At 60.0% G+C, this 19,866-nt stretch carries 19 protein-coding genes; 2 read left to right on the top strand and 17 right to left on the bottom strand.

Annotation, left to right across the window (positions count from 1 at the left end; translation table 11 throughout):
* Positions 1-128 precede the first annotated feature (128 nt).
* From rfbC to tviB, 6 genes are all read right to left on the bottom strand, one after another.
* Positions 129-656 (bottom strand): dTDP-4-dehydrorhamnose 3,5-epimerase, encoded by a 528-nt coding sequence (gene rfbC / locus A8C75_RS04375; protein WP_067378652.1) that lies wholly within the window; start codon positions 654-656, stop codon positions 129-131.
* Complete coding sequence (rfbA, locus tag A8C75_RS04370; RefSeq protein ID WP_067378650.1) at positions 656-1,537, bottom strand: glucose-1-phosphate thymidylyltransferase RfbA; 882 nt, start codon at positions 1,535-1,537, stop codon at positions 656-658. Before rfbA ends, rfbC begins: the two co-directional genes overlap by 1 nt.
* Entirely contained in the window at positions 1,534-2,433 is a 900-nt protein-coding gene (rfbD, locus tag A8C75_RS04365) for a dTDP-4-dehydrorhamnose reductase (protein WP_067378646.1), read from the bottom strand. The genes rfbA and rfbD overlap by 4 nt, the downstream gene beginning before the upstream one ends.
* 167 nt (positions 2,434-2,600) lie before the next feature.
* Positions 2,601-3,689, bottom strand: a complete 1,089-nt coding sequence (gene rfbB / locus A8C75_RS04360) for a dTDP-glucose 4,6-dehydratase (protein WP_067378643.1) — start codon at positions 3,687-3,689, stop codon at positions 2,601-2,603.
* A gap of 240 nt (positions 3,690-3,929) precedes the next feature.
* Entirely contained in the window at positions 3,930-4,433 is a 504-nt protein-coding gene (rfaH, locus tag A8C75_RS04355; protein ID WP_067378641.1) for a transcription/translation regulatory transformer protein RfaH, read from the bottom strand.
* A 116-nt stretch (positions 4,434-4,549) separates the two neighbouring features.
* Positions 4,550-5,833, bottom strand: a complete 1,284-nt coding sequence (gene tviB / locus A8C75_RS04350) for a Vi polysaccharide biosynthesis UDP-N-acetylglucosamine C-6 dehydrogenase TviB (protein WP_067378638.1) — start codon at positions 5,831-5,833, stop codon at positions 4,550-4,552.
* 147 nt (positions 5,834-5,980) lie between these two features.
* Between tviB and mnmC the strand changes: the two genes are divergently transcribed.
* The gene (gene mnmC / locus A8C75_RS04345; protein ID WP_067378634.1) at positions 5,981-7,972 is read left to right on the top strand and encodes a bifunctional tRNA (5-methylaminomethyl-2-thiouridine)(34)-methyltransferase MnmC2/FAD-dependent 5-carboxymethylaminomethyl-2-thiouridine(34) oxidoreductase MnmC1; all 1,992 of its coding nucleotides are present in this window, start codon (positions 5,981-5,983) and stop codon (positions 7,970-7,972) included.
* A gap of 97 nt (positions 7,973-8,069) precedes the next feature.
* The gene (locus tag A8C75_RS04340; RefSeq protein ID WP_067378629.1) at positions 8,070-8,741 is read left to right on the top strand and encodes a CBS domain-containing protein; all 672 of its coding nucleotides are present in this window, start codon (positions 8,070-8,072) and stop codon (positions 8,739-8,741) included.
* Positions 8,742-9,141: 400 nt separating this feature from the next.
* Here A8C75_RS04340 and A8C75_RS04335 read toward each other — a convergent pair whose 3' ends face one another.
* From A8C75_RS04335 to ccmD, 11 genes are all read right to left on the bottom strand, one after another.
* On the bottom strand, positions 9,142-9,840 hold the full coding sequence (locus A8C75_RS04335) for a DUF4126 domain-containing protein (protein ID WP_067378628.1): 699 nt from the start codon (positions 9,838-9,840) through the stop codon (positions 9,142-9,144).
* A 72-nt stretch (positions 9,841-9,912) separates the two neighbouring features.
* Positions 9,913-10,155, bottom strand: coding sequence for a YheU family protein (locus A8C75_RS04330; protein WP_084783738.1), 243 nt, complete (start codon positions 10,153-10,155; stop codon positions 9,913-9,915).
* On the bottom strand, positions 10,128-10,772 hold the full coding sequence (locus tag A8C75_RS04325) for a transglycosylase SLT domain-containing protein (RefSeq protein WP_067378625.1): 645 nt from the start codon (positions 10,770-10,772) through the stop codon (positions 10,128-10,130). Before A8C75_RS04325 ends, A8C75_RS04330 begins: the two co-directional genes overlap by 28 nt.
* A complete protein-coding gene (gene ligA, locus A8C75_RS04320) occupies positions 10,738-13,113 on the bottom strand; it encodes an NAD-dependent DNA ligase LigA (RefSeq protein WP_067378624.1) in 2,376 nt (791 codons plus the stop codon). Before ligA ends, A8C75_RS04325 begins: the two co-directional genes overlap by 35 nt.
* A gap of 94 nt (positions 13,114-13,207) precedes the next feature.
* Complete coding sequence (zipA, locus tag A8C75_RS23895; protein ID WP_067378621.1) at positions 13,208-14,839, bottom strand: cell division protein ZipA; 1,632 nt, start codon at positions 14,837-14,839, stop codon at positions 13,208-13,210.
* Positions 14,840-14,966: 127 nt separating this feature from the next.
* Positions 14,967-16,220, bottom strand: a complete 1,254-nt coding sequence (gene ccmI / locus A8C75_RS04310) for a c-type cytochrome biogenesis protein CcmI (RefSeq protein ID WP_067378618.1) — start codon at positions 16,218-16,220, stop codon at positions 14,967-14,969.
* Positions 16,220-16,720: a cytochrome c-type biogenesis protein gene (locus A8C75_RS04305; protein ID WP_067378615.1), complete on the bottom strand. Its 501-nt coding sequence runs from the start codon at positions 16,718-16,720 to the stop codon at positions 16,220-16,222. Before A8C75_RS04305 ends, ccmI begins: the two co-directional genes overlap by 1 nt.
* A complete protein-coding gene (locus A8C75_RS04300; RefSeq protein WP_067378611.1) occupies positions 16,717-17,259 on the bottom strand; it encodes a DsbE family thiol:disulfide interchange protein in 543 nt (180 codons plus the stop codon). The genes A8C75_RS04305 and A8C75_RS04300 overlap by 4 nt, the downstream gene beginning before the upstream one ends.
* Before the next feature lie 14 nt (positions 17,260-17,273).
* Entirely contained in the window at positions 17,274-19,232 is a 1,959-nt protein-coding gene (locus tag A8C75_RS04295) for a heme lyase CcmF/NrfE family subunit (protein ID WP_067378609.1), read from the bottom strand.
* Positions 19,229-19,690 (bottom strand): cytochrome c maturation protein CcmE, encoded by a 462-nt coding sequence (gene ccmE / locus A8C75_RS04290; protein ID WP_067378605.1) that lies wholly within the window; start codon positions 19,688-19,690, stop codon positions 19,229-19,231. The genes A8C75_RS04295 and ccmE overlap by 4 nt, the downstream gene beginning before the upstream one ends.
* Positions 19,687-19,866 carry a heme exporter protein CcmD gene (ccmD, locus tag A8C75_RS04285; RefSeq protein ID WP_067386979.1) on the bottom strand — a complete coding sequence of 60 codons (180 nt, stop codon included), beginning with the start codon at positions 19,864-19,866 and terminating at the stop codon, positions 19,687-19,689. Before ccmD ends, ccmE begins: the two co-directional genes overlap by 4 nt.

The raw sequence follows: 19,866 nt of genomic DNA, 5'->3' as shown, positions 1-19,866 counted from the left end.
TCCTTACCCAATGTCACAATGGACCGCTGCCAGTGCTGGAAAGCTATCACTTCTTCCATAAATTACTGTAGTGGCGTTTTATTCAAAATCATAAAAATTAAATGTTCACTCACGCAAAATGTCGGAAATTACACCTGCAGTAAAAAGCTACCCTTGCTGTCTTTGATCGACAACAACGGATCAGAACTTGGCCACTCAATCCCAATTCCCGGATCATCCCACCGGATACAGCGTTCATGCTCCGGTGCATAGTAATCCGTGCACTTGTACTGCAGTTCCGCCTCTTCCGAGCTCACATAAAAACCGTGGGCAAAGCCTGGGGGTACCCAGAGCATCTGCTTATTGGCTTCGCTGAGATAGACGCCGACCCATTTTCCGAAGGTTGGCGAGCTTTGGCGGATATCCACGGCGACATCAAATACCTCACCCCGGGTGACCCGTACCAGCTTGCCCTGTGGCCGCTCAACTTGGTAATGCAGCCCGCGCAATACCCCCTGCTTTGAGTGGCTGTGGTTTTCCTGCACGAAGCTGTGGGCGCCGCACTGGGCTTCGAACTCGTTCTGGCGAAAGCATTCCATAAAGAAGCCGCGTTCGTCTTCAAACACCTTGGGGGTTATCAGTACGACATCGGGAATTTCGAGTGGAGTGAACTGCATCAGCTGTTTTCCTGTACCAGGTTCAGCAGGTACTGGCCGTAACCGGTTTTGTTTAGCTCTTCTGCGTACTTGCGTACCTGCGATGCCGTGAGCCAACCCTTGTAGAAGGCGATTTCTTCGAGGCAGGCGACTTTCAGCCCCTGGCGCTGTTCTATGGTCGCAACGAACTGGCCCGCATCCAGCAGGGAGTCATGGGTGCCGGTATCGAGCCAGGCAAAGCCGCGGCCGAGCATTTCCACGTTCAGGCTCTGATCCTGCAGGTAGTAGCTGTTGATATCGGTGATTTCCAGCTCGCCACGGGGCGAGGGGCTTATCGACTTGGCGATGTCGATCACGCGGTTGTCGTAGAAATAGAGGCCGGTCACGGCGTAATTGGATTTTGGCTGTCTGGGTTTTTCTTCGATGCTGATGGCGCGCCCTGCGCTATCGAACTCCACCACACCGAAACGCTCGGGGTCCGACACATGGTAGCCAAACACAGTGGCGCCTTCAGCTCGGCTGTCGGCGGCGCGCAGCTTGTCGGTAAAGTGCTGCCCGTAAAAGATATTGTCACCGAGAATCAGGCAACAGTTGTCGCGGCCGATAAAGTCTTCACCAATGATAAAGGCCTGCGCCAGACCATCCGGGGATGGCTGTTCGGCATACTCCAGCGTTATGCCAAAGCGGCTGCCATCCCCCAGCAGATGCCGGAAATTGGGCAGGTCTTCGGGGGTGGAGATGATCAGAACCTCGCGTATGCCCGCCAGCATCAGCACCGACAGCGGATAGTAAATCATCGGCTTGTCGTAGATCGGCAGCAGCTGCTTGGATACGCCCAGGGTGATGGGGTGCAGACGGGTACCGGCGCCGCCGGCGAGAATAATGCCTTTGCGTTGCGTCATACATTACTCCCTGTCATTTGCTGCAGCAGGCGGGACACCCCGTTCTGCCAGTCTGGCAGGCAAAGGCCAAAGCGCTCTTGCAGCTTGTGGGTATCGAGTCTGGAGTTTAGCGGGCGCTGCGCCGCAACGGGGTAGTCCTGGCTCGCAATCGGCGTTATAGCCCTCACCGCCAGGGTTGCGCCCTGGCTACGGGCCTGGTCGACCAGATAGCAGCCATAGTCGTACCAGCTGGTTTCGCCGCCCGCCGCCAGATGGTAGAGCCCGCCGAGATCCGCATTCGACTGGGCACTGCGCAGTGCATGGGCCGTAACATCCGCCAGCAGATCCGCGCCTGTGGGTGCGCCTATCTGATCGTTTATCAGGCTCAGCTGCTCCCGTTCACGGGCCAGACGCAGAATCGTCTTGATGAAATTATTGCCATGCAGGCCATAGACCCAGCTGGTGCGAAATATCAGGTGCCGGCAACCACTGGCGGCAATGGCCTCTTCACCGGCCCGCTTGCTGTGACCATAGACATTCAGCGGCGCTGCGGTATCGCTTTCGAGCCAGGGGCGCTTGCCGCTTCCATCGAAGACATAGTCGCTGGAGTAATGTAGCAACCAGCTATCAGTCCTGCGCATTTCATCCGCCATCAACTGTACCGCCCGGGCATTGATCAGCATCGCCTGGGCCTGTTCCGTTTCGGCCCTGTCCACCGCTGTATAGGCGGCGGCGTTCACCAGCACATCAGGCTTCACCCGGCGAATGCTATCACGCAGGCCATCGAAATCGGCCAGGTCGCCGACAAGCCCGTTCGTGCCGTTGCGATCCAGCGCGACAAGCTCACCCAGCGGCGCCAGAGCGCGTTGCAGCTCCCACCCAATCTGACCGTTCTTGCCGAGCAGCAGGATTCTCATGCCCAGGAGCCTGCCGGACTTAACACTGATCTACTACGGAAAAGCCGACTTTGGTCATTTCTTGCACTCTTTTTCGTTAAATAGAACCACTATTCGCCTCAAAATAACTCAAGAACTGCCTCAAAGCGGTCTTCCCCTCGCTGCGATCGGCTAAGCCCGGCAGGCTCCTAGAGCCTTCCGCCATACTGGCTGTCGATCCACTGCTGGTAGGCCCCGCTTTTAACGCGGGCGATCCAGGCAGGATTATCCAGATACCATTGCACGGTCTTGCGCAGCCCCGACTCAAAACTTTCCTCTGGCACCCACCCCAGTTCGCGCTGAATCTTGCTGGCGTCTATGGCGTAGCGCAGGTCATGGCCCGGGCGGTCCTGTACCCGGGTGATCAGCCCGCTGAAACCCTGAAGATTGCCGCTGGCGCGGGACTGACGATTGTCCGGTACCAGTTCTTCCAGCAGCTCGCAGATACTGTGGATAACGTCCAGATTCTGTTTCTCGTTCAGGCCGCCAATGTTGTAGGTCTCACCCACCTGCCCCAGGCTCAGTACCCGGCAGAGCGCCCGGGCATGGTCTTCCACGTGTAGCCAGTCACGCACCTGGTCTCCCTTGCCATACAGCGGCAGGGGTTTGGCCTCCAGTGCATTGAGGATCATCAGCGGTATAAGCTTTTCAGGAAACTGGCAGGGGCCATAATTGTTGGAACAGTTGGTGATCAGCGTCGGCAAACCGTAGGTGCGCTGCCATGCCCGCACCAGATGATCGGAGCTGGCCTTGCTGGCCGAATAGGGCGAGCTTGGCGCATAGGCGGTGGATTCAGTGAACAGGGCATCGGTACCGGCCAGATCACCGTACACCTCATCGGTGGAGACATGGTGAAAACGAAAGGTGCTTTTGTGCTCGGCATCCAGCCCCAGCCAGTAGGTCTTGGCGACTTCAAGCAGGCTATAGGTGCCCACAATATTGGTTTCGATAAAGGCCGCGGGGCCGTCGATGGAGCGGTCCACATGGCTTTCGGCCGCAAGGTGCATCACGGCATCAGGGCTATGGCGGGTGAACACCTGCTCCAGCGCTGCGCGATCACAGATATCAACCTGTTCAAACGCATAACGGTCGCTGCGGGAAGTCCCACCCAGGGAATCCAGATTGGCGGCGTAGGTCAGCTTGTCGACATTGACCACCTGATCCTGCGTCTTCTGTATCAGATGACGGATCACGGCCGAGCCGATAAAGCCTGCCCCGCCGGTAATCAGTATTTTCATCTGAATGTTTCTCCTGTGGGACTACGCCTGCAAGAAGCCTCCCGAGGGACCTTTTATGAAAGCAGACTTATGACAGCATGTTCTGGAAACGTCTGTTGCAAGCGCTTTGCGAGATCCTATTGCCGGCGTGTCATGGGCGAATCGGCGTCAGCCGCAAAGGCTTTAAGCACGCTACCGCCCCGGGATTGACCGTCAATTTCCCGAGAACGCAGCCTGACCAAGTGCTGCCCGAAGGCAGACTCAGGCCTGGCGGATGTTGGCCAGCGGCATAACCAGTCGCTGGTTTCGTTGCATCAGATTGAGCAGTATAACCACCCGTTCGGTGCCATCGTAGCACTCAAACAGGGCATCAAGTTCGGCAAAGGCACCGTCCGATATACGTACCGGGTCACCGGGTTTCAGCAGGGTTGCCGCAGGCTGTTTTTTCTCACCGGCCACACGCTTGCGCAACTGGTCGACAATGTCGTGACCAACCGGCAGCGGGGTATCGTTGAATGTGACCAGGCGACTGACGCCGCGGGTCGAGCGGATAGGACGCCAGTTATCGGCGATCTGATCCAGATAAATAAACAGGTAACCGGGGAAAAGAGGTTCAGACAGCTCGCAGCGCTTGCCGGCTCGGATTCGTTCAACAGTCATGAAAGGCGCGAAGCAGTCGAAGCCCTGGAACTCCAGGTTCTCCAGAGCACGGGTGTCCTGCCGAGGCTTGGTTTGCAACAGGTACCAGGCGCGCTTTACAGCCATTGCGCTCTCCGTGTTCAGATTCCGTTTCGAGCGAGCCGAACAGCCAGAATCAGATGTCGACGCTTGTTTCTGGCTTGAGTATGAGTGGATCGCCAAAGGTTATCCACTGCGTTGAATTACAGGCGTTTATCCACCTGATCCAGCGCCAGCATTCCTTTCACATCAAACAATACACTGTGTTCCCTGTCCCTGCACAGCCCGCGGATGCGTTCTGCCCCCATATCCTGAAACTCTCGATGGGCCACGGCCAGCACCACGGCATCAAACTGACCCGGCTGCAGATTTTCAAGCAGATCAAGGCCATACTCCTCACGGGCCTGATGCGCAGAAACCCAGGGGTCGTGCACATCCACATGGGCGCCATAGGACTCAAGCTCGCGTACTACGTCAATGACCTTGGTATTGCGGATATCGGGGCAGTTTTCCTTGAACGACAGCCCCAGAATCAGCACCTTCGCATCGGCTACATGCACACGCCGCTTGATCATCAGCTTGACCACTTCTTCGGCCACGTATTGGCCCATACCGTCGTTGATGCGCCGTCCCGCCAGGATGACATCGGGGAAATAGCCCGCTGCCTGCGCCTTGTGGGTGAGGTAATAGGGGTCAACGCCTATACAGTGTCCGCCCACCAGGCCTGGGCGAAACGGCAGAAAGTTCCACTTGGTGCCGGCGGCTTCCAGTACCTGAGCGGTATCGATCCCCAGCTTGCCGAAGATGATCGCCAGCTCATTCACCAGGGCAATGTTCAGATCACGCTGGGTATTTTCAATCACCTTGGAAGCCTCGGCCACCTTGATGCTGCCCGCCTTGTGGGTACCTGCGGTAATAACGCGGCGATACAGATCGTCGACAAAGTCAGCGACCGCAGGCGTGGAGCCCGAGGTGACCTTGACGATACTGGGAAGGCGGTGCTGCTTGTCACCAGGGTTGATGCGTTCGGGGCTGTAACCGACGAAGAAATCCTGGTTGAAGGTCATGCCGGATGCCGTTTCCAGCTCGGGCACGCAGACCTCTTCGGTCGCACCGGGATAAACGGTGGATTCATAAATGACGACGGAGCCTGGCTTCAGGACTGAGCCTATCGCCTGGCTGGCGCGGCGCAGAGGCGACAGATCCGGCTGCTTGCTTTCATCGACGGGCGTTGGCACTGTGACGATAAAGACATTGCACTGTGCCACATCCGCCAGGTCCGCACTGAAGCCCAATTTACTGGCGGTGCGCAGCTCCTCGGGTTCGACCTCAAGGGTACTGTCCTTCCCGCTGCGCAGCTCATCGACCCGCCCGCGATTGATATCAAAACCGACGGTCTCGAATTGCTTCCCAAATTCGACCGCCAGTGGCAGCCCTACGTAACCCAGACCCAACACACAGATCCTGATGTTATCCAAGTCCAACATTCTTTACGCCCTTGTGCTCGGAATTTCGCAAAGCAGGTATCATAGCAGCCACAAGCGGATTGCGGGTAGCCGTGAGTTAGTGCTAAACCTGCGCCGCCGCTGCCAAGAACCCCGAACCGGATTCAGCAAACCCGTGACCCAAATACTGTGACTCAACTTCAGCACGCCGTCATCGACTGGAAACTGCCCAGGGCGCGGTCCACCCGCTTCGATGAGGACTATTTCAACAGCGACACGGGCCCGACTGAAGCCCGCCATATTTTCGTGGATGGCAACCGGCTTGGCCCGCGCTTCGCGGCCCTCACACAGCCTCATTTCAGCATTGCCGAAACCGGCTTTGGCAGCGGACTCAACTTTCTCGTCACGCGGGCGCTCTGGCTGCAACAGGCACCACACAACGCCCGGCTGAACTACATCGCGCTGGAGAAATACCCCTTAACGCTGCAGGATCTTAGCCGCGGCCTCGGGCACTGGCCGGAATTCGCCAGCGCCGCCACGCAGCTGACCGCGCAGTACCCGCCCCTGCTGGAGGGATTTCACCGCCTGGAGTTCGATAAGGGCCGCATCAGCCTGACGCTCATATTCGCCGATGCCACCCAGGGCCTTGCCGAGTTCGAAGGCCCCGTGGATGCATGGTTTCTCGATGGTTTTTCACCTGCCACAAACCCGGATCTCTGGTCCGAGGCGCTGTTTGAGCAGGTCGCGCGCCTGAGTCACAGCGGCACCACACTGGCCGCCGCTCGCACCGAGAGCTGTGTGCAGCAGGGCCTTGCGACAGCAGGCTTTGATATCAACCAAGCAGCGGGGCTTGATCGCTCAGGCCAGATGCTAAGCGGCATCCATAGCGGCCACTTTGCCCCTGACAACCCGCCTGCCCGCACATCCATCAGCCCCTGGTTTGATCGCCCCAGGCCTCGCCCAAGGCCAGAGTCCGTGCTGATCCTGGGCGCAGGTCTGGCCGGCTGCTGTGCGGCCTACGCGCTGGCCCGCCGGGGCATCCCGGTCCGAGTACTGGAAGGCAGCGGCCAGGCGGCCAATGGCGGGTCCGGCAATCGACAGGGCGCGCTCTACGCCAAACTGCCGGTGCGCCCGACCAAACAGGGGTTGCTGCACAGCACCGGGCTCGACTACAGCCGCCATCTATTGCAACAGCTGAGCGCAGAAGGGTTACTGCCAGCACACAGCTGGCAGGCCTGCGGACTGCTGCAACTGGCTCAGAGCGACAAGGAAGCCAATCGCCAGGGTCAACTGCTCGACGCCGGTGCTTACCCCACGACTCTGGTGCATGGGGTCAGCGCCGCCGAGGCCAGCTCACTGGCAGGCAGCGACACGCCCCACAGCGGCCTGTTTTTCCCCACTGCCGGCTGGGTATCGCCGGTGGACCTGTGCCAGGCGCTGCTGCAGCATCCGCTGATCAGCCTTGAAACCGAGGTGACTGTAGAGGCATTGGAATATCAGCAGGACGCGCAGCGCTGGCAGGCCCTATGCGACAGCGGCGAGCGCTATCTGGCCGCGGCGGTCATCGTTGCCACCGCAGGGGCCGCCAAGGCACTGCCTCCCCTCGCCCAGCTGCCGCTCAAGTCCATTCGCGGCCAGGTCAGTGAAGCCCCGGCGCCGGCGACAGAACCTGCGCTGCGGACCGTGGTTTGCGGCGATGGCTATATTCCGCCCGCCATGAACGGGACTTACTGCTTTGGCGCCACCTTCGACCTGCACGACAGCGATACCGATATCCGCGACCAGGATCACCAGAGCAACCTCGCCACCCTGAGCAAAACCCTGCCGGCCCTGGGTGCAGCACTGGCACAACAGCCGCTGCAGGGCCGGGTGGCGTTTCGCTGCTCCACGCCGGACTATCTGCCCATCGTCGGACCCGCGCCCGATGCCGAGCGTTTCACAGAAGACTATGCGCGCCTGCGCCAGGACCGAAAGTGGCGCTTCGACACTGAACCCTGCCATTACCCCGGACTCTATGTGAGTGTCGGCCACGGCTCCAAAGGGCTGTTGACCTGCCCCATTGGCGGCGAACTGCTGGCGAGCCTGATCTGCAATGAACCGCTGCCACTGGGACGCACCCTCACCGAGGCGCTAAGCCCGGCACGCTTTATCATCAAGAATCTGATCCGCGGGTCGATATAGTGGGAAGTGGTGAATGGTGGAAACCCACTCTGAGGATGAATCGTCCGCCCGAGGACCGGGGCTCTCAGCCACACCGCAGCTACCGCGAGGAGGCAATATGGCACTTGTCATCTACGATCAGGGGTACCGGATCCAGACCCCGGTGCGGGCGCTGTTCAAGCCCGGCGGCGTCGACAGCATCGAACCTATCAAGGCCACCCATGCCGCTGCCGGGGAAGAACAGCGCGTGGAAACCGAAGCCGAGCGTTTCAAACTGCCGGACTCGGCTCAGCGCAACAAGACCCAGACAGGCACCCGATCGACACAGCAGCCCGCCCAGCGCGCCTATGCAGCCAGTGAGAAATCCGCTGAAGACACCGCTGCACAGCGCAAGGCACCGCAGCTGCTAGCCGCCCAGATAATGACAAGCCCGGTGCAGCACATAAGCCCCGACACCCCCATAGGCGAAGCCCGCGAGCGCATGCGGCGTCTGCATATTGAACACCTGGTTATCATCTCGGCCGAACAGCGCCCGCTGGCCATGCTCAGCAGCCGGGATTTGCACCAGACGGCGCTGCCACCGCAAAGCCCGGTCGCCGCCATTCATGGCCGCCACCTGCTGGCAGCATCCCCCCAAACCGATGCATCGCACCTGGCGGCAAGTTTTGTCGAGTTTGATCTGGGCGCTATGCCCATCGTCGATACAGAGGACAAGCTGGTCGGTATTGTGACCCGCACCGACCTGCTACGCCTGCTGATTACCGGCGCTCACATCGAAGGCTGGGCCTGATTCAGGACGAAGTGGCAGAGGAAAGGGCGAGGTGAAAGGTGAAAGGTGAAAGGTGAAAGGTGAAAGTAGCAAGCGGATTCGTGATTCGTGATTCGTGATTCGTGATTCGTGATTCGTGATTCGTGATTCGTGATTCGTGATTCGTGATTCGTGATTCGTGATTCGTGATTCGTGATTCGTGATTCGTGATTCGTGATTCGTGATTCGTGATCAGCGTGCAAGGCCAACCCACCAATTACCAATAACTATTTACTATTTACTAATAACCAACGGCAAGGCACGTGATTCGGGATTAGTTATTCGTAATTCAAAGCACTCAAGCCGACCGCTCTTTCTTCTCTCCCTTGCGCCTTTTACCTTGCACCTTTAACTTACTCGTCCAACCGGCTCTTTCCCTGTTTCAGTGGCGCGGGCGTTCGCCCGGCAGGGCCCGGCTTGAGCCTGGACTAGAACCAGAGCCTGAACTCGAGTGCAGCGGCGCGACCTCATCGCCACCGCCGCCAAAGAGCCGCGTCAGGAAACGAAACACCCGCTTCACGCCACGCCAGACCTTGGGCAGCAGCCACACCAGCAGCAGCACGAATACAATGAGACCGGCGATAAACAGCCAGGGGTTGTACAGCGCCGCCCAGATACCGCCGACGACCATCACGTCTTCAGCCACGGACGCCGTCCAGTTACTGAAGGGTTCCGGCGAGGTATTGATCAGCACCCGGCTGCCGGCCTTGGCCGCATGGGTCGCAGTCGCCAGCGAGCCGCCCACAATGGCGGCGGCCAGTTCCACCGGCAGGCCAATCTCGCCCACGGCCCCCGCCGCCAGCGCAGCGCCTGCGGGAATACGGATAAAGGTATGCAGGGTATCCCAGCCGGTGTCGACGCCCGGTATCTTGTCGGCGAAAAACTCGACGCAGTACATCAAGCCCGCGGCCATCAGCACCATGGGGTCGCCAACAACCTCGAGCCCAGGCGGCAACACTATATTGCCGGTGTTGGACAGCACCCCCAGCATCAGCAGGGTGGCGTACAGATTGATACCACTGGCCCAGGCCAGGCCCATGGACAGGGCAATCATTTGGGTGATTTGCTCTAGCTGATCCATAGCGCCTCCGATTTAGGCAATGAGTAAAAAAGGGGAAAGCGTCCGCTCAATAAATATGACCACGGAACAGGCTTATTTTTCCAGCTGGTCCTTTGCCACTATATTGCACAGCCCTGTACTTTCGCTGAACAGTATAACCACCTGGCCGCGCTGCAGCAGCTGGCGCACCTGCCCTATCCGGCTCGCCAGGGGCGTTTCCTGCTCACCGTAGTCGGTACCATCACGGGTGACAAACTCGCTGATCAGGTTATCCAGAGTCTCGGGCGATAACTCACCATGGGGAATAATCACCACCAGCTCCAGAGTCGCCGCCATTCCCAGCGACTGGAATCCACCAGCTCGGGGCAACGCTGCAGCTCGTCACTATATTGTCTGGCTCTTGCCGCCACGCGCTCGGCTTCCTTCTCGATCCAGATACCCTTGTGCACGCCCTGGCTGTAGGCACCGGGTCCCAGACGGTAGGCCAGATAAAGTGCATCTACCTGCTGGATATCCAGCTGCAGCATCTGGCGATTGCGTGCCACACCCCAGCCGAGGAAGTCCACCGCATCCGCGATGTCATCGGTTGTGGCCGACCAGTTACTCTCGGCAATGCGGTACTCATCCCAGGTATTGCCGAAGGGCAGCACATGGCGCTTGCGCCCGCCTCCCAGCGGCGGCTCCAGCAGCGCCAGGGCGACCGCAGGTTCCAGCCCCCACTTGCTCCGGGTATCCTGCAGCGCCACACGCAGCGGGCCCTGGCGTTCGAGCAGCGTACAGGTTGCAGGTGTGGCCATCTCGACGGTAGCAGTCTCGACGGTGGCAGCCTCGCTACCGCCTGCCCAGCCGGGGGCCCAGGAGGGCGTGACAGATGCGCATCCGGCCAGCCAGACGACAGGAGCCAGCAGGATCAGGCGTTTAATGGGTAATACCGTAGTGCTGGAGCTGTTCAACGAATTCTCCTTCATCAATCACTTTGACCGCCAGTGACTGCGCCTTTGCCAGCTTGGAGCCGGCACCAGGACCTGCAACCACACAGTCGGTTTTTGCGGATACACTGCCCGACACCTTGGCGCCGAGCGATAGCAGATAAGCCTTGGCCTGATCCCGCGTCATGAGTTCCAGGGTCCCGGTCAGCACCCATGTCTGACCGGCGAGGGGTTCAGCCGCCGCCTCGGATTCATCGGCACGCTCGGCTTCGCAGCTCCAGTGCATGCCAAACGCCAGCAGCTGCGCTTCGATGGCCCGCGCCTGCGCACACCAATCAGCGTCCTGCAGCTTGTGGCGCAGGTTGAGACAGGCAGCCTTGGACAGTTTGGGCACGGCGTCCAGCTGAGCAGCATCCGCCTGCAACAGGGCCTGCAGCGAGCCAAAGTGATGGGCCAGATGCTGGGCCATCACCGGGCCGACCTTGTCGATCTTCAGCTTCACCAGCAAATCAGCCAGGGTTACGCTGCCGCGCAACACAGCCCCCAGCTCACCACTGCCCTGGGGCACTACGCCGAGCTCCGCCAGGTCCGTAATCACCTGACGGTTATGCTCATCGCCAAAGAATCCGGCGATCTCCCGCGCCACACCCAGCCCTACCTCGGGCAGGCAGGTCAGCAACAGCGGCAAGGCCGCTGCGACGCGTTCCAGGCTGCCCAGATTCTGTGCCAGCACCCGCGCCGTGCCTTCACCCACTTCGCTGATACCCAGGGCATAAATGAAGCGCGGTAATGGCACCTGCTTGCTGGCCTGAATCGAATGGTACAGGTTGGCTGACGAGACTTCAGCAAAGCCTTCCAGCGTCATGAAATCACTGATACCCAGGCGGTACAGGTCGGCCGGTGAGCGCACCAGTTCACGCTCGACCAGCAGCTCAACGCTCTTGTCTCCAAGACCGTCGATATCCAGGGCGCGCCGCGAGACAAAATGAATAATGGCCTGGGACAGCTGCGCCCGGCAGGCGAGACGCCCGACGCAATGAAAGCCGGTGCCATCAACCAGCTCTTCCTTGCCCTTTACCATGCGTACCAGCTGGTTGCGCACAACCTGAGAGCCACATTCGGGGCAGGTCTCGGGCACAGTGACCGGCGTCTCTGCACCGCTGCGTCGCTCGGTCACCACCTGCACCACCTGGGGAATCACATCCCCTGCCCGGCGCACCACCACTGTATCGCCAACACAGAGCCCCAGACGGGCGATTTCGTCCATGTTGTGCAGCGTGGCGTTGCTGACCGTCACACCACCGACAAACACCGGCTCCAGTCGCGCCACCGGCGTCACCGCACCGGTGCGACCCACCTGAAACTCCACCGCCAGTACTTTGGTCATTTCTTCCTGGGCGGGAAACTTGTGGGCGATGGCCCAGCGCGGCGCCCGGGAGATAAAGCCCAGCTGTTCCTGCTGCGCCCGATCGTTCACCTTGAACACTATGCCGTCAATGTCGTAGCTCAGGCTGTCACGCCGGGCGGCGAGATCCTCGTAGTACTCCAGGCAACCTTCGGCACCCTGTACCAAGCGCATGTGCGCATTGATACGAAAGCCCCAGCGGTGCAGCAACTGCAGGGTTTCGAAATGTCCCTCAGGCAGTACTGCGTCATCTGAGACGATACCGGTGCTGTAGCAGCACATCTCCAGCGGCCTGTCCGCCGTAATGCGGGCATCCAGCTGACGCAGGCTGCCGGCGGCGGCATTACGCGGATTTACAAAGGTTTTTTCGTCCCGCTCGCGCTGGCGTTCATTCAGCGCGTCGAAACCGGCCTTGGGCAGGTAAATTTCGCCTCGCACTTCAAGTCTCGCCGGCCAGTCGGTGCCATTGAGCTGCAGCGGCACACTGCGCAGGGTGCGCACGTTCTGGGTGATATCCTCACCGGTGGTGCCATCTCCCCGCGTCGCGGCCCTAACCAGCAGCCCGTCTTCATAGAGCACGCTGACGGCAATACCATCCAGCTTGGGCTCACAGGCAAAGGCGATCTCATCACCGCTGGATAACTTGAGGCGCTCCTGCACCCGGCGTACGAAGTCGCGCAGTTCCTGGGCATTAAAGGCGTTATCCAGCGACAGCATCGGTATTTCGTGCTGTACCTGGCTAAAGGCCGACAGCGGCCTGGCGCCAACCCGCTGGGTCGGGGAACTTGCGCTAATCAGCTCGGGATGTTCGGTTTCCAGTGCCTTGAGGCGCTGAAACAGACGATCATATTCGGCATCCGGCAACTCGGGGTCGTCGAGCACATAGTAGCGGTAGTTATGGTGATTAAGGGCATCACGCAGTTGCCGCAGCTCCTGCTCAATCGTTACAGCCGAACACATGGAATCAGAGTCATCCTGAAAAGAAATTGTGGGACAGGGAGAGGGCCTGAAGCGGCGGGCTCAGCGCGGCTATAAGCGCGCAGGCGGCTCAGGCTCAGACGCGCGAGCCGCCCCGGCGGGACCGGTTGTGCATTTCGAAATCACGAATGCGCTGACGATAATGTTCCTTGGTCTGCGGGCGCAGCACCGAGCGATTTTCATCCAGCAGGTCACCGTCAAGATGCCGCGCCAGTGTCTCGGCCGTCGCCAGCATGCACTCAAAGGCATTCATCACATCCCGTGGCTCTCGCATGGACATGAAAAAAGTCACGGCCTGGGTGGTCATCTCATCGATGGTCGCCAGATCAAAGGTGCCGGGGTTGACCGCGTTGGCCATGCTGAACTGCACCGGCCCTGTGTCACTGCCATCCTCGTGGCGATGGAAAATATCCATGTCACCGAAGTGCAGATCACAGGCGCTGATGATCTTGTACAGCAAGGCACCGGGCAAGCCCTCTGGCACACTGGAAACAACGGTGATAACCAGAACGCTGTCCGGGTTCGGCGCAGCCGCCGAGCTATCGCCCGTGCGCGCCTGAGGCGCTGCAGGTTCGGCGGCACGCCCACGGCTGCCTGCTGGCTCAGGCTGTTCCGGTGCATTGCCGAACAGCAAATCCTGCTGGGGCGCAGCCGGCGCTTTCGAACTGGACGACCCCGCTGCACTCTCGGCCGAAGCGCTGGCGCGTTTGGGCTGACGATTGCGCTCCATCAGCAGCGGAATCGGTTTTTCCAGGTCCAGTGCTGGCGCTACGGGCAGATCATCAAACAGCGGGTCGGTTTCGCCCATCTCCGGTGAAAAACCCCGGGAGACGTGCTGAGGAACTTCCTCAGCGGGTTTCTGTACCGCGCTTTGTGGATAATTTCGCCCAGAGCCCGCCGCAGACTTGGCATCAGCAGCTTCAGGCAACTTGGCATCAGCACTTGCTGCGTGACTGTCGTCAGCTTCAGGCTCCAACGCCGCAAAAGACGCCCTGCGCGGTGCCGGATAGTCTTCCTCTGTCGGTTCGTCAAACAGGGGGTCTGCATCAAAAGAGACGTGGCTTTCAGCCCGTGGCGCAGCTGCCGGCGGTACCGCTGCCTGATTAACAGCGACCTGGTTAGCAGAGGCGTGCTCAACGGAAGGCCGGGCAGCAGGGGGCTGCACAGCAGACTGAGCATCGCTGTCGGGTTCAATGCGCTGCTCGACGCGGGACTCTGTACCCGCCTGCCCGTCGGCCTCTGTGCCAGCGCGCAGCGGTGCACGGAAATCCGATGCCCCACGGGCCTGAGGCTCGAGTGCTGATGACTCAGGCGCCGACGCACGCGCGGGCTCAGCCACGCGGGGCTGCCCCTGCTGGCGAGACTCGGCACTAAAGCCGAAGGTCGGCTCAATACGTTCAGCGGGTTCCGTTGCCGACTCATCCGCAGCCTTGGCCGTGGCGGCCATTTTCGCGGCATAGGCAGCACCGGGCTTGCGCTTGGGCACAAACTCCGGCACCTGGCCACTGATGGGTCTGGCACCGCCGTAAGGCAATTCAGGATTGCTCGAAGGCTCCACGGGCTCTTCCGGCAGGTCACGCAGCTTGCGATCAATATCCATGCGCAAACTGTTGCGGCCACCACGCACACGACGCCAGCCATCAAAGATGATCAGCGCAATGACAATCACACCGCCGACGACAAGCCACTCTCTGAGGCTGATCTCCATAAATCCGCTGCTATCTCAAAGTTTTTTGACTGGCGCCCAGTCGAACTCTGGCCACCGACTACTTTATCTCGCCAGAGCGACTAGGTCGCCCCGGCAATAACAGATGCAACTATAGACCGAGCGACGACTACTCCACAACCTGATCAATAACCAGATCAATCGCTTGCGTCTGTCCACGCACCGAAACAGGACTCAGAATCGCGAACAGATCACCCGCTTTGGGCTCAGGTGTGCCCGTCAGGGAAATGCGCGCTCCAACCTCGACCTCATCCACACCAGACAAGCGCGCCTGGGGCGTCATCGCCAGGGTATCATCAAGCACCACTTCCAGCGGCAAGTCCGATACCTTGAGCTTGACCGCCGCCAGCGGCATGCGTCCTCCTACCGGGCGGGCGAAGATGAAGACTGCCTGATCCGGTTCCAGGGTCGCGCCAAGGCCTTCGGCCAGGCGCACCGCCAGTCGAATTTCCGCAGGCTCGATGCCTGCAACTTCAGGTACAGGCTCGCCCAGCGCCCGCAGTTCCTGCTGGGCACGACTAATACCGGCACGCAGTGACTCAGCCGCGGAAGGCTCAGCCTGGGCCAGCGCCCGGGACCAAAAATCGATGGCTTCGGCATAGCGCTGCTGTTCGAACGCATCTATGCCCAGCAGCCCCAGGGCGGTTATTTCGCCGGGATTACGCTGCAATGTGGCCGCCACCTGCTCGCGCACCGCGTCATTCATCTTGCCACCATTGGCGAAATACAGCGCCTGGGCGTACTGTCCCATAACACCAATATACTGCGGCGCATCCTGCGGCAGCCGCGCCAGCACCTGCTTGAAGGCGGCGATGCCGTCGTCGTAGCGCCCCGCCCCCATGTAGGTGGTGGCCAGCAGATACCAGCCCTCGACATTTTCCGGCGTGACCTCCAGTTCGTGCTCCAGTCGCGACAGGGCTTCCTCCAGCGTCGGCGTACGGCCCTCAAACGGATCTGGCTGCGCCTGACGTTCCAGCGCCAGCTCAAGCCGCGGGGCACTGCCAAGCTTCGCATAAAGCCCCAGTGAACTGATCACCAGCAGCACCGCCATCACGGACACCGTGATCACCTGCATGCTACTGATTTTCGACACCCGCAGCGCGGCTTCGGTATCGCCCACGTCCTGCAGCAGGCTGCGCTCAAGCTCCAGCTTCAGCTCATCGAACTCGGGCTGGGCCAGATTGCCCTGGGCCTTTTCTTCCTCCAGCTCAGACAGGCGCTCGCGATAGATATCGATATTCTGCCGGTCACGATCCTCGGCCACTTCCTGCTGCTGCAGCCTGCGCGCACGCAGCAGGGGCAACAGCACTATGCCCAGCGCACAGAGTGTCAACAGAGCTATTCCGGTCCACAGACCCACCATTATTTCTCATCCTGTTTAAGCAATTCATCCAACCGCTGCCGCTCGGCGTCCGACAAAGGCTCCACCGGCTCAAGCGGGCCCGGCTCCGAGCTCGCAGAGACACCCGGGCGAGGCGCTTTTTTGCGCCTGCGTGTCATGACCAGTACGACCAGCGCCCCTATGGCCAGCAGGCCAAAGGGGCCATACCAGAGCACCAGCGTCTGGGCGGTGACACGCGGGCGATAGAGTACAAACTCGCCATAGCGCGCCACCATGAAGTCGACGATGTCCTGATCCGAATCACCCTGTTGCAGCATGCGGTGAATCTCGTTACGCAGATCCTGGGCAATGGGCGAGTTGGAGTCGGCGATATTCTGGTTCTGACATTTGGGGCAGCGCAGTTCGGCGGTCAGACTGTAAAAACGCTCCCGGGTCGCCTCATCGCTGAACTCGAAACTGTCGATGGCAGCCAGAGCCGTCAGCGGCAACCAGAGCAGCAACGCGATTAACAGATGCCTCATGAGCCGCTCCCCTCCAGATCCTGCATCAGGCCGCGCAGCTTGGCCCAGACCTTCTCGTTAACCTCGCCCACATGGCGATAACGGATAATGCCATCCTTGTCGAGAATATAGGTTTCAGGCGCACCATAAACGCCGAGATCTAGCCCCAGCAAACCCTTGTCATCGTAGATATTGAGGACATAGGGATCCTCGTAACGGGTCAGCCAGTCCTGTGCCTTGGCACGATCATCCTTGTAGTTGATACCGTAGATGGTCACGCCTTCGTTACGGGCGATACGGTTGAGCTGCTCGTGCTCCTGCTTGCAGGTCGGGCACCAGGTGGCCCAGACATTCAGCAGCGCAGGCTTGCCCTTGAGCTGTTCCTGGGTCAGCAGAGTGTTTTCGTCGAACACCGAGCTGAGGCTGAAGGCAGGCACGGGCTTGCCGATCAGCGCCGAAGGCAGCTCGGCCGGATCCAGCTGCAAACCGCGCCAGAGAAACGCAGCGACCGTCACGAAAATGACCAACGGAATAAAAACCAGCAATCGTCTTAGCATCATCAGAATCCTTGATATCAGGCCGCGACAGGCGCCTTGCGGCGCGCCTGTTTGCGATAACGCGGGTCTGTTGCGGCCAGCAGGCCTCCGAGGGTCATCAGCAGACCGCCCAGCCAGAGCCAGCGCACAAAGGGTTTGTGCTGCACGCGCACAGCCCAGGCACCATCACCCAGGGACTCACCCATGGCCACATAAAGGTCGCGGAAAAGACAGCCATCGATGGCAGCCTCCGTCATGACACTGCCCCGTGCCTTGTAAAAGCGCTTCTCCGGGAACATTTCACTATAGGCTTCGCCGTTTTTCAGTACCCGGATGCGGGCCATGTCCGATACATAGTTCGGACCCTGCTGCTCGCGCACACCATCAAAGATGAAGGAATACTGGCCGAACTCGACCTTGTCACCCGGCGCCATGCGCAGATCCTGGGCTTCGCTGTAGAGCGACACCATGGTAACGCCCACCACTACGGCGGCGATGCCAGTATGGGCCACGACCATGCCGCAATAGCTGCGTGACAGACTGCGCAGGCCATCGCGCAAGCGGCGCTTGCTGCGCACCTTGGCGTACAGATCACGCAGCTGGCTGAAGAATACCCAGTAGGCCAGCGCCATAGCCGCGGCCGCCACCAAATTGAAGCTGCCATCCATCAGCAAGGGGGTGGCAATGCCGCACAGAATCGCCAGCACGGCCGGCAGCCAGAGCACCAGGGAGATCTGCTTAGCCTGGCTTTGCTTCCAGCGCGATACGGTACCCACGCTCATAAACAGCACCAGCAGCGACATCAGCGGCACAAACAGGCTGTTGAAGTACGGTGGTCCGACCGAAATCTTGCCCATGCCCAGGGCATCGATCAGCAACGGATAAAGCGTGCCCAGCAGCACCATCAGACAGACCACGACCAGCACAATGTTATTGACCAGCAGCATGGTTTCCCGGGACAGCAGCGCAAAGCTTGAATCGCTCTTCACATGAGCCGCCCGCAGCGCATACAGCAGCAGCGAACCACCGATGGAAATGCCCAGCAGCGCCAGCACGAAGAAGCCACGCTCGGGGTCCGTGGCGAAGGCGTGGACCGAGGTCAGCACGCCGGAGCGCACCAGGAAAGTACCCAGCAGGCTCAACGAGAACGCAAAGATGGCCAGCAACACCGTCCAGCTTTTGAAGACACCGCGCTTTTCCGTCACCGCCAGGCTGTGTACCAGAGCCGTACCCACCAGCCAGGGCATGAAGGAGGCGTTTTCGACCGGATCCCAGAACCACCAGCCGCCCCAGCCAAGCTCGTAATAGGCCCACCAGCTGCCCAGGCCAATACCCAGGGTCAGAAAGGCCCAGGCCATGACGGTCCAGGGTCGCGACCAGCGCGCCCAGGCGGCATCCAGCCGACCGCTCAGCAGTGCCGCTATGGCAAAGGCAAAGGCCACTGAGAAGCCGACATAGCCCATATAGAGCATCGGTGGGTGGATGATCAGACCTATATCCTGCAGCAGCGGGTTAAGGTCACTGCCCTCAAGCGGGAAGCCTGGCAACAGGCGCTCGAACGGGCTCGAGGTCAGCAGAGTGAACAGCAGAAAGCCCACCGAGATCATGCCCATTACACCCAGTACGCGGGCAAGAATTTCCAGCGGCAAATCGCGACTCTTGGCAGCCACCGCCCAGGTCCAGCCCCCCAGGATCAGCACCCACAGCAGCAGCGAACCTTCGTGCCCGCCCCAGACCGCACTGAACTTGAAGTAGCTCGGCAGCAGGGTGTTGGAGTTGCCCGCCACATAGGCCACCGAAAAATCATCGGTCAGAAAGGCATAAATCAGGCAGGCCATGCTGATGGTCAGAAACAGGAACTGCCCCCGCGCCAGCGGTCTGGCGTACCCCATCCACAACAGGTTGTTGGTACTGGCGCCCACCATCGGCACCACCGCCAGCAGGACCGACATGCACAGCGCCAATATCAGCGCGTATTCACCCAGTTCAGGAATCATTTGTTAAACACCTCAGGCTCTGGCGTGGGCATGGTACCGGCCGCCTTGAGCGCTTCAGCCACTTCAGGCGGCATGTAGTTTTCATCGTGCTTGGCCAGCACTTCGACCGCGGTAAAGACACCGCGCCCATCCACCGAACCCTGGGCGACTATGCCCTGACCTTCGCGGAACAGGTCGGGCAGGATACCCGTGTATTCAACCGCCACGGTTTCGGCGAAGTCCGTCAGTTCAAAACGTACCATAAGTGATTGCGTATCACGGATTACGGAACCTTCAACCACCATGCCACCGGCACGAATGCGGGTGCCTTCAGGCACTTCACCGGCCGCGATCTGAGTGGGCGAGTAGAACAGGTTGATGTTCTGGTTGAGTGCGAACAGGGCCAGTCCAACAGCCACTGAGACACTCACCAGAATGGCCAGCACAATGACCAGTCGACGCTTGCGCTTGGGATTCATGACAACCCTTTCTCCCGTCGCACAAGGCGCGCCTGCTGATTAAGGAGCTGACGCGTCTGGCGCAGCGGCTGCACCACATTGAACAACAGGATCGCCAGTGCTATGCCATAGGCCAGCCAGACGTATAGCCCGTGTCCGCCCATCCCGATGAAATCTGCCATACTTTCGAACTTCAC

Source organism: Marinobacterium aestuarii (genome assembly GCF_001651805.1).
GTDB classification, from domain to species: Bacteria; Pseudomonadota; Gammaproteobacteria; order Pseudomonadales; family Balneatricaceae; genus Marinobacterium_A; species Marinobacterium_A aestuarii.
This window is presented reverse-complemented; position numbering and strand designations above follow the sequence as displayed.